Genomic DNA, 9,930 nt, shown 5'->3' on the forward strand with positions numbered 1-9,930 from the left:
GGTCTTTTCTTCTTCCGCCCCCCTCCCTCTTCCCTGACCGTGGCTCTGTTGGTTTCTAACGTGGCCCCCCCTCCCCCCCCCCCCCAGACACCCCCCCCCCCCCCCCCCCCCCCCCCCCCCCCCCCCCCCCGCGACCGAGGTCGAGGAGGGGCCGGAGCCCCGCCGCCTCAGCTCACGTTCAGCGCGGTGTCGTCGATGACGAAGTCGGTCGCCAGGGAGGAGTCCTCGGTGCCGGTGAAGGTCAGCGTCACCGTCTTGCCCGCGTACGACGACAGGTCGTACGTCTTCTGCGCGTAGCCGCTGTTGCTGTCGGCGTTGGACCAGGAGGCCAGCTGGGTGGTGCCCGCCTTGAGGGTCAGGGTGTCGTAGGCCGTGCTGCCCGTCTCCTTCGTGTCGACGTGCAGCCAGAAGCTCAAGGTCGCGTGGCAGCCCGCCGGGACGCTCACGGTCTGCGCGAGCGTGTCGGTGTGGGCGCTGCCGTAGCCGTCGAGCCACGCCTTCCAGGAGCCGGAGTGCGCGGGCTGGGACGCGCTGTTGTCGATCACGCCGGAGGTGGCGGTCCAGGGCGCGGCCGTGCCGCTCTCGAAGCCCGCGTTGCCCAGCAGCTGGGCCGCCGTGCAGCTGCCGCCGGCCGCGTTGACGGTCCAGGTGAAGGAGGCGCTGCCGCTGGCCTTGGTGGTGTCCTGGGCGGTCACGGTGACGTGCGAGGTGCCGGCGGTGGTCGGCGTGCCGCTGATGACGCCGGTGCTCGCGTTGATGGCCAGCCCGGCGGGCAGCCCGGTGGCGCTGTAGGTGAGCGACTGGGCGGTGTCGGAGTCGGTGGCCTTGACGGAGAGGGAGACGGCCGTGCCGACCGTGCCGCTCTGGTCGCCGGGGCTCTGCACCGAGACGGTGTTGCCGCCGGTGGACCCGGAGGTGAAGGCGCCGGTGCCGTTGGGGGTGCCGAGCCCGGTCGGTCCGTCGTAGCCGGTGCCCGCGGTGCACAGGTAGGACGGGCTGCAGCTGCCGTTGGCGCCGCTGGTGACGTCGTTGAGCGCGTAGGGGTGCGCGTAGGGGTACGAGGCCGGGTAGCCGCCCGCGGCGGGCGTGCCCGCGAGGGCGTAGACCGCGGCGATGATGGGCGAGGAGGCGCTGGTGCCGCCGTAGACGTTCCAGCCGCCCGCCTGGTACGTGTCGTAGACCGCGAGGCCCGTGGCGGGGTCGGCGACGGCCGAGACGTCCGCGACGGTCCGCTTCGCGCAGCCGCTGTCGTGCTGCCAGGCCGGCTTGGCGTCATAGGCCGAGCAGCCGGATCCGGCGCCCTGGCCGCCCGCGCTCGAGCCCCACACCGATTCGGTCCAGCCGCGGGCGTTGCCCGCCCGGCTGAGCGAGGTGCCGCCCACGGACGTCACGAAGCGGGAAGCCGCCGGGTACTCGACGCCGAAGCCGCTGTCACCGGAGCTGACGGTGATCGCGACGCCGGGGTGGTCGAAGTAGGAGGAGTCGGACGTCGGGTCGGTCGCGTCCTCGGTGCCGCCGTAGCTGTTGGAGACGTATTTGGCGCCCATGGTCACGGCGCGGTTCACCGCGGTGCCGAGGTCCTCCATGCTCGCGCTGTTGGCCTCGACCAGCAGGATGTGGCACTGCGGGCAGACGGCGCTGACCATGTCGACGTCGAGCGAGATCTCGCCCGCCCAGCCGGAGTCGGCCGCCGGATAGGAGGTGCCGCCGTTCTGGTCCACCTTGTGGAAGCAGCCGTTGGCCGTGGTACAGGCGGGCAGCCCGTACTGCGAGCGGTAGGCGGCCAGGTCCGATTCCGCGTTGGGGTCGTCGTTGGCGTCGACGATGGCCACGGTGGCGCCGGAGCCGGCCCCGGCCGGCAGGGCGTAGGCGCTGCTGAGGTCGGCCGGGCCGTAGCCGGAGGGCATGATGCCCGCCGAGACGCCCTGGTGCTGCTGGATGTCCGTACGGGCCAGGGCTAGGCAGGACATCCTGCCGGGCTGGGTGGCCTGGGAGCAGAGCCGCTTGGTGTGGGCGGTGGCGGTGGCGGTGGTGTGCGGGGCCGCGGTGGCGGCGGGGGAGGCGGCTATCAGGCCGCCGGTGACGAGCGCCGCGAGCGAGAGCAGCGCGGTGGTGGCACGGCCGGCCGGCCGTCTGGAGCGGAAGGATCTCTTCGTCTGCCGTCTCTTGGCTTGCACGGAACAGCCCTCCATGGGGGGTCGGATGTCACCCGTGAACGAAAGGAGCCGAGGGGGCGCCGGTGATCGCCGGAGTACAGGGAAATGTCGAGTGCATGACAAGTTCCCCCTCGGAAAGTGCCACCCCGGTGGGTGGTGGCATGCGTCGAACGTAGCGACGACCGTTCCCAAGGGACAACCGAGCGAACAGCAAAGGCTTGCTATCGGCGGTATCCCCGCGTGCCCCTGCGACGCCGGGCGGCCACCGGGCGGCCAGGGGTCCCAAAGGGGAACCCACCCGGCATTCCGCGCGGTCCGTGACCTTGCTACGCCGATCGCGTGACATACCTCGCACCACCCGTTCACCGCCATCGCGGGCGGAACATTAGACTCGACAGACCGGCAAGCCCGACAGGCTCGTACAGCTCGATGAAGGAGGCACGGGTGGCGCTGCTGACCCGCATCAGGGGACCGCGCGATCTGGACCGGCTGAGCCCGGAGCAGCTCGACCGGCTGGCCGCGGAGATCCGCTCCTTCCTCGTCGACGCCGTGGCCAAGACCGGCGGCCACCTCGGCCCCAACCTCGGCGTGGTCGAGCTCACCATCGCCCTGCACCGCGTCTTCGAGTCGCCGAGGGACAAGGTCCTCTTCGACACCGGCCACCAGAGCTATGTGCACAAGCTGCTCACCGGCCGCCAGGACTTCTCGAAGCTGCGCGCCAAGGACGGCCTGTCCGGCTACCCCTCGCGCGCCGAGTCCGAGCACGACGTCATCGAGAACAGCCACGCCTCCACCGTGCTCGGCTGGGCCGACGGCCTCGCCAAGGCCAATCAGGTCCGCGGCGCCGGTGACCACGTCGTCGCCGTCATCGGTGACGGCGCGCTGACCGGCGGCATGGCCTGGGAGGCGCTCAACAACATCGCGGTCGCCAAGGACCGCCCGCTGGTCATCGTCGTCAACGACAACGAGCGCTCCTACGCCCCGACCATCGGCGGCCTCGCCAACCACCTGGCCACGCTCCGCACCACCGACGGCTACGAGCGTTTCCTGGCCCGCGGGAAGGACCTGCTGGAGCGCACCCCCGTCCTCGGCAAGCCGCTCTACGAGACGCTGCACGGCGCCAAGAAGGGCCTCAAGGACTTCATCGCCCCGCAGGGCATGTTCGAGGACCTGGGCCTGAAGTACATCGGCCCGATCGACGGCCACGACATCGAGGCCCTCGAATCCGCCCTCCAGCGCGCCAAGCGCTTCGGCGGGCCCGTCATCGTGCACTGCCTCACCCAGAAGGGCCGCGGCTACAAGCCCGCCGAGCAGCACGAGGGCGACCGCTTCCACGGCATCGGCGTCATCCACCCCGACACCGGCCTGCCGGTCTCCTCGGGCGGCGCCGACTGGACCTCCGTCTTCGGTGACGAGATGGTCGAGCTCGGCCGCGAGCGGGAGGACATCGTCGCGATCACCGCGGCCATGCTCCAGCCCGTGGGCCTGGAGAAGTTCGCCAAGGCGTTCCCCGACCGCGTCTACGACGTCGGGATCGCGGAGCAGCACGCGGCGACGTCGGCGGCCGGTCTGGCGACGGGCGGTCTGCACCCGGTCTTCGCGGTGTACGCGACGTTTTTGAACCGGGCCTTCGACCAGGTGCTGATGGACGTGGCGCTGCACAAGTGCGGTGTCACCTTCGTGCTGGACCGGGCCGGGGTCACCGGCACCGACGGCGCCTCGCACAACGGCATGTGGGACATGTCGATCCTCCAGGTCGTCCCCGGCCTGCGGATCGCCGCCCCGCGCGACGCCGACCAGGTCCGCGCGCAGCTCCGCGAGGCCGTCGAGGTCAAGGACGCGCCGACCGTCGTGCGCTACTCCAAGGGCGCGGTCGGCCCGGCCGTCGAGGCCGTCGGCCGGATCGGCGGCATGGACATCCTGCGCGAGCCCGCGGAGGGCACCGAGCGGCCCGACGTCCTCCTCGTCTCCGTGGGCGCCCTCGCCCCCATGTGCCTGGAGATCGCCGGCCTGCTCGACCAGCAGGGCATCTCCTCGACCGTCGTCGACCCGCGCTGGGTCAAGCCGGTCGACGAGGCGCTGCCGCCGCTCGCCGCGCGGCACCGCGTCGTGGTCACCGTCGAGGACAACAGCCGTGTGGGCGGCGTCGGTTCGGCCGTCGCCCAGGCGCTGCGCGACGCGGACGTCGACCTCCCGCTGCGCGACTTCGGCATCCCGCCGCGCTTCCTCGACCACGCCTCCCGCAAGGAGGTCATGGCGGAGATCGGCCTGACCGCGCCGGACATCGCCCGCCAGGTGACGGGTCTGGTCTCGAAGCTCGACGGCCGCTACGAGGAGGCCGAGCCGGCCGCCGAGGTGGCCCGCGACTGACCGGTCCCCCTCTCGCTCCGACGCCGGCCGGGCTCGCTCCCTCGATCCCGGCCAACGTGCGTGCGCCCCCTATCCGGGTGGAAGCGTGACCCGTCCGCATACTGCGGGGTGCGTCCCATCGGGTGAATCCTGGGAGCGGTGGCCGGGCCCCACCCCGCGTGGGACCGAACATCGCGGACACTCGCTCAGTTCACGGATGAGCGACGGGTCGAGCAGGAGGTGGGCCGATGAGCACGGAACAACCCCTCAAGAACAGCCCCGGAAGGCGCGGCGTCTTCCGGACCAAGACGGTGGAGCAGTCCATCCGGGACACCGAGGAGCCCGAGCACGCGCTCCGCAAGTCCCTCACCGCCCTCGACCTCACCGTCTTCGGCGTCGGTGTCGTCATCGGCACCGGCATCTTCGTGCTCACCGGCAAGGTCGCCAAGGAGAACGCGGGCCCCTCGGTGGCCCTCGCCTTCGTCCTCGCGGGCGTCGTCTGCGGGCTCGCGGCGCTGTGCTACGCCGAGTTCGCCTCCACCGTGCCGGTGGCCGGCTCCGCCTACACCTTCTCGTACGCCTCCCTCGGCGAGCTGCCCGCCTGGATCATCGGCTGGGACCTGGTCCTGGAGCTGGCCCTGGGCTGCGCGGTCGTCGCCGTCGGCTGGTCCGGTTACATCCGCTCGCTGCTGGACAACGCGGGCTGGCACCTGCCGACGGGCCTCCAGGGCACCCACGGGGGCCACTTCGGCTTCGACATCCTCGCCTGCGCGCTCGTCCTCGTGCTCACCGTGATCCTCGTCCTCGGGATGAAGCTGTCCTCCCGGGTGACGACCGTCGTCGTCGCCGTCAAGGTCACCGTCGTCCTGATCGTGATCGTCGTCGGGGCGTTCTTCATCTCGGGCGCCAACTACCACCCGTTCATCCCCGCCTCCGTCCCCACCGAGGCCGGGGGCGACATCAAGGCCCCGCTGGTGCAGCTGATGTTCGGCTTCTCACCGTCGAACTTCGGCCTCATGGGCATCTTCTCCGCCGCCGCCGTCGTCTTCTTCGCGTTCATCGGCTTCGACATCGTCGCCACCGCCGCCGAGGAGACCCGCAACCCGCAGCGCGACGTGCCCCGCGGCATCCTCGGCTCGCTCGCCATCTGCACGGTCCTCTATGTGGCCGTCTCCATCGTCGTCACCGGCATGCAGCGCTACAGCGAGCTCTCCACCGACGCCCCCCTCGCCGACGCCTTCAAGGCCACGGGCCACCCCTTCTGGGCCGGGCTGATCAGCTTCGGCGCGGCCGTCGGCCTCACCACCGTCTGCATGATCCTGCTGCTCGGCCAGAGCCGGGTCTTCTTCGCGATGAGCCGGGACGGGCTGCTGCCGAGGATCTTCTCCCGCGTCCACCCCCGCTACGGCACGCCCTACCGCTCCACGATCCTGCTCGGCGTCGTCGTCGCCGTGCTCGCCGGCTTCACCTCCATCGACGTCCTCGCCGAACTCGTCAACATCGGCACGCTCTTCGCCTTCGTCGTCGTCGCCCTCGGCGTCATCCTGCTCCGCCGCAGCCGCCCCGACCTGCACCGGGCCTTCCGCACCCCGCTCGTCCCCCTGGTGCCGGTGCTGTCCGTCCTGGCCTCGCTGTGGCTCATGCTCAACCTGACGGCCGAGACCTGGCTGAGGTTCGCGGCCTGGATGGTGCTGGGCTTCGTCGTCTACTTCGTCTACGGGCGCCGCCACAGCCGCGTGCCCTGACCACCCCGGGCGGGCGGGCGCCACCACCCGCCCGCCTGCCCTCCGCGGACCGCGCCACCCCCGAGGCCGTTACCCCTAGGTTGACCCGCATGCCCGTCGCCCAGCGCGCGGCCGCCCCGGCCGCCGCCCCCGCACCGCACGTCCGGGCCCCGCACGGGCCCGCGGCCCCGCCGGGGAACCGCGACGCCTTCTGGCCGCGCCTGCTGCCCGTCCTCGCTGCCCTCGCCCTCGTCACCCGGCTGCCGTCCTTCCTGCGCCCCCTGTGGAACCCCGACGAGGGCTTCCTCGCCACCGAGGCCCGCATGCTCGCCCACGGCGCCGTCCTCTACAGCACCGTCGTCGACCGCAAGCCACCCGTGCTGCCCTGGCTCTACGAACTGTGCTTCGCGCTCTTCGGCGACCGCTCCCTGCTGCCGCTGAAGGCCCTCGCGGTCCTCGCCCAGCTCCTCACCGCCGTGCTGCTCGCCTCGCTCGCCCGCCGCCGCTGGGGCGAACGCGCCGGGCGCGCGGCGGGCGCGCTCTATCTCCTCGCGTCCATCGCCCTCGCCCCCGAGGACACCCAGGCCGCGGCCTTCGAGGTGTTCATGGTGCCGTGGACCGTCGCCGCCATGTGGTGCGCGGACCGCCGCCGCTGGGGCGCCGCGGGGCTCGCCGTCGCCGCCGCCATGCTCACCAAGCAGACCGGCGGAGCGGTCCTCGCCCCCGTCCTCCTGCTGCTGTGGACCGCGCGCCACCGGGCCGTCGGCGCCGGTGCCCTCGCCCTCGGCGTGCTCCTGCCCACCGCCGCCGTCGCCTGCGCCACCGGACCCGCCCGGCTGCTGTTCTGGTCCGTGACCGGCTCCGGGACGTACGCCTCGGCGGCCGGTGCCGTCGCGCTCGCCGCGGGCCAGGCGGTCTCCAACGCGAGCACCCTCGCCGCGGGCTGCGCCGGACTGCTGCTGCCGGTCACCCGGCGGCTGCTGGACCGGTGCCGCGCCGCGCCCCCCGAGCTGTGGCTGTGGCTCGCCGCCTCGGCCGTGGCCGTCGCCACCGGCTTCCACTTCTTCGGCCACTACTACCTCCAGCTGATCCCGCCGCTCACCCTGCTGGGCACCTCGGCGCTCGCCGCGCTCGACGGACGGCTGCTGGGCACCTCGCTCGCGCTCTCCGCCCTCTCCTGCGCGTTCTTCCTGGCCTGGGGGCTCGCCGGCCAGCCGCCCGACCTGCCGCACACCCTCAAGGTGGCCCGCGCCGTCCGCGAGCGCACCGCGCCCACCGCCCGCGTGCTGTGCTGGGGCATGCACCCCGAGACGTACTGGCTCGCGGACCGCCCGCCCGCGGGCCGCTTCCTGACCGCCGGGCTGCTCACCAACTACAGCGGGGGACGCGGCCCTTCGCACGTCGGCGAGGCGTACGGCGTGCCGGGCTCGTGGCCCGTCTTCCGCCGCGAGCTGACCCGCCGTCCGCCCGCGCTCATCGTCGACGACTCACGCGGCAAGCCGTACGGCCCGGCCCGGCTGCCGTCGCTGCGGGCCGTCCTGGACCGGGGGTACGAGCGGGTGGGCACGGCCGACGGCGCGGTGCTCTACGCCCCGGCGGGCGCCGTCACGGACGTCCCGGCCGCCAGGGGGACACCGCGCGGGGCCCGGTGACCTCGGCGCCGAGCGCCCTGACGCGCTCGCGCAGCCCGCGGTCCGCGGTGACGACCACGCAGCGCCGGCCCGGGGCCCGCTCCGCCACCACGCGCACGATCCGGTCGTCACCGCTGCCGTCCGCCCGCTCCACCCGCACCCCGGGCACCGGCTCGACGCCGCGTGCCGCGCCCTCCACCACCAGTACGATCTCCGGCGGGGGCGTGAGCGCGGGCTCGACGGCCCCCGGCGGCAGGGCCGCGCCGCCGCCCTCGGCCGAGTACGCGACGAGCCTGTCCCGCAGCCGCCGGGCCGCACCGAGGCGGTCGCGCCACCAGCCGTCGGGCACCGAACCGACGACATTCGCGCCGTCCACGACGAGGAGAGCAGTCATGCGACCAGCCTCCCACGTCAATTCCGGGCGGAATTCGGCGGCGCCCGCGATGTTATTGTCGAGGGTCGACAAAAGGGGTCCGCGCGGCGCGCAATTGCGCCCGGGTGCGGAAATGCCCGAGTGCGAGAAAGGCTGGCAGCGAGACATGGCAGTGCGTACCGCCACCCCGGTAACCGGCTGGCTGCTGCGAGGCAGTGACGGCCGTCTCACCGCCTACGCGCCGGCCGGGGGCGGCGTCGCGCGCTGGACCGAGACCCGGCCCGGCGGGCCCGAGTGGACCGGCCCGGAGCTCCTGCCCGCGCCCGGCCTGGACCCGCACCTGTCCATAGCGCGCACCGCGCAGGGCTATGTGTATCTGGTCGGCGTCCGCCGCCGTAACGTCCCGAGCGACGCCGGCGACTGGTCCGCGACCGAGGTGGTCTATGCCACACAGCTCCAGTCGGGCCGCCCGGTCACCAACTGGCGGTCGATCGGCACGCCCCACGGCCAGGACTGGGACCGCGCGGCGCAGATCGGCACCCCGACGGCCGTCGTGGACTCCGTCGGCCTGCACGTCTTCGTGCGCAACGCGGGCGGCGGCGTGTGCGGCCGCCAGATGGACGCGCGCGGCATCTGGGGCCCCTGGACCGACCTGAAGGGCAGTCACGTCCTCGACGGGATGACCGCGGCCGCGACCTCCACCGGCCGCGTGGAACTCCTCGCCCCGGCGGCCGAGTTCGTGCTGCGCTGGCGGCAGAGACAGCCCGGCGGCCAGCTGGAGCGCGTCCGCAACACCCCCGCGAAGCCGGCGCCCGCGACCGCCACGGCCGTCGCCACCGGCGACGACCGGGTCACCCACTTCTGGCGTGAGGCCGCGGACTCCGCGCTCCACACCGTCCTCCCCGCGGCCGACGGGGCCGACGACGAGCCGGTCAGCGCCTCCCTGGGCGCCGTCGGCACCGGTCCCGCCGCCGCGCTCCGCACGACTCTCGACGGCCTCGACTGCACGGTGCTCGCCCAGCGGGCCGCCTCCGGCGTCCCCGCCGTCGCCGTCTTCCCCACCGGTGACGAGCCGGCCGGGGGCCAATGGTCGGAAACGGGCGAGGACTTCGCGGGCGCGCCCGCCCTGGCCCTGGACGCACTCGGCCGGGTGACCCTGGCGGTGCTCGGCGCGGACGGCCGCCTGCGGGTGGCCCGCCAGCGTATGTCGGAGCCGGGGCTCGCGCTGGGGGACTGGGTGCGGGTGTAGTCACCCGCGGCTCCGCCGGCGTGCGGCGGGGCCCGATTCCCGGGCCCGGCCCGGAAGTTCCCCGCTCGGCCGCGCCCCGCTCCGAGCAGCGGCTCCATAAGAAGAAGGCAGGCGGCCCGTCGCGGGCTGCCTGCCTTCTCGCTATGCGTTCTCTGTCCCTCTTTCGGTGAACTCCTTGAACCGGAGAATCGCACTCTCCAGGGAGAACGGGTCACAGGACGCATGGTATTTCTCGCCGTCGGACCACGACCAGATCCATCGGCCGTCCTGCGACTCGTGCTTCGACTTCCGAAGCTCGCGCCCTTCGATCGTGGTACCGATCAGGTCGATCTCGATGATCCACCCCGGATTGTCCAGAGTCGCGATGCGGACGCCGAACTCATGCTCCCAGTCCTCGTCGCATTGAGCTTCGTACCAGGACTGGAGGAAGTGCAGTGCGTCGTTCATG

General features: G+C 73.0%; 7 protein-coding genes. 4 read left to right on the plus strand and 3 right to left on the minus strand.

Translation table 11 applies throughout. The features are described from left to right. Window positions 1–167: 167 nt before the first annotated feature. Window positions 168–2,177: a putative Ig domain-containing protein gene (locus tag ACZ4A5_RS15205; protein ID WP_467582853.1), complete on the minus strand. Its 2,010-nt coding sequence runs from the start codon at window positions 2,175–2,177 to the stop codon at window positions 168–170. Window positions 2,178–2,585: 408 nt separating this feature from the next. On the opposite strand from ACZ4A5_RS15205, the gene dxs reads away from it, so the two are divergent. The 3 genes from dxs (at window position 2,586) to ACZ4A5_RS15220 (ending at window position 7,881) form a co-directional block, all read left to right on the plus strand. Continuing rightward, entirely contained in the window at window positions 2,586–4,526 is a 1,941-nt protein-coding gene (dxs, locus tag ACZ4A5_RS15210) for a 1-deoxy-D-xylulose-5-phosphate synthase (RefSeq protein ID WP_467582856.1), read from the plus strand. A gap of 227 nt (window positions 4,527–4,753) precedes the next feature. Beyond that, window positions 4,754–6,250: an amino acid permease gene (locus tag ACZ4A5_RS15215; RefSeq protein ID WP_467582859.1), complete on the plus strand. Its 1,497-nt coding sequence runs from the start codon at window positions 4,754–4,756 to the stop codon at window positions 6,248–6,250. Window positions 6,251–6,339: 89 nt separating this feature from the next. After that, complete coding sequence (locus ACZ4A5_RS15220) at window positions 6,340–7,881, plus strand: ArnT family glycosyltransferase (RefSeq protein WP_467582862.1); 1,542 nt, start codon at window positions 6,340–6,342, stop codon at window positions 7,879–7,881. Here the strand turns inward: ACZ4A5_RS15220 and ACZ4A5_RS15225 are convergent. After that, complete coding sequence (locus ACZ4A5_RS15225; RefSeq protein ID WP_467582865.1) at window positions 7,835–8,254, minus strand: NYN domain-containing protein; 420 nt, start codon at window positions 8,252–8,254, stop codon at window positions 7,835–7,837. The genes ACZ4A5_RS15220 and ACZ4A5_RS15225 overlap by 47 nt on opposite strands. 145 nt (window positions 8,255–8,399) lie before the next feature. On the opposite strand from ACZ4A5_RS15225, the gene ACZ4A5_RS15230 reads away from it, so the two are divergent. Beyond that, the gene (locus ACZ4A5_RS15230) at window positions 8,400–9,482 is read left to right on the plus strand and encodes a hypothetical protein (RefSeq protein ID WP_467582868.1); all 1,083 of its coding nucleotides are present in this window, start codon (window positions 8,400–8,402) and stop codon (window positions 9,480–9,482) included. Window positions 9,483–9,623: 141 nt separating this feature from the next. Here the strand turns inward: ACZ4A5_RS15230 and ACZ4A5_RS15235 are convergent, their stop codons facing one another. Further along, entirely contained in the window at window positions 9,624–9,929 is a 306-nt protein-coding gene (locus ACZ4A5_RS15235) for an Imm53 family immunity protein (RefSeq protein ID WP_467582871.1), read from the minus strand. Window position 9,930 lies beyond the last annotated feature (1 nt).

The sequence above is a fragment of the Streptomyces sp. NPDC025618 genome (assembly GCF_055558795.1).

Coding starts and splice junctions, on each gene's coding strand:
- dxs (WP_467582856.1), top strand. CDS start 2,586: ATGAAGGAGGCACGGGTGGCGCTGCTGACCCGCATCAGGGGACCGCGC.
- ACZ4A5_RS15215 (WP_467582859.1), top strand. CDS start 4,754: ATGAGCACGGAACAACCCCTCAAGAACAGCCCCGGAAGGCGCGGCGTC.
- ACZ4A5_RS15220 (WP_467582862.1), top strand. CDS start 6,340: ATGCCCGTCGCCCAGCGCGCGGCCGCCCCGGCCGCCGCCCCCGCACCG.
- ACZ4A5_RS15225 (WP_467582865.1), bottom strand. CDS start 8,254: ATGACTGCTCTCCTCGTCGTGGACGGCGCGAATGTCGTCGGTTCGGTG.
- ACZ4A5_RS15230 (WP_467582868.1), top strand. CDS start 8,400: ATGGCAGTGCGTACCGCCACCCCGGTAACCGGCTGGCTGCTGCGAGGC.
- ACZ4A5_RS15235 (WP_467582871.1), bottom strand. CDS start 9,929: ATGAACGACGCACTGCACTTCCTCCAGTCCTGGTACGAAGCTCAATGC.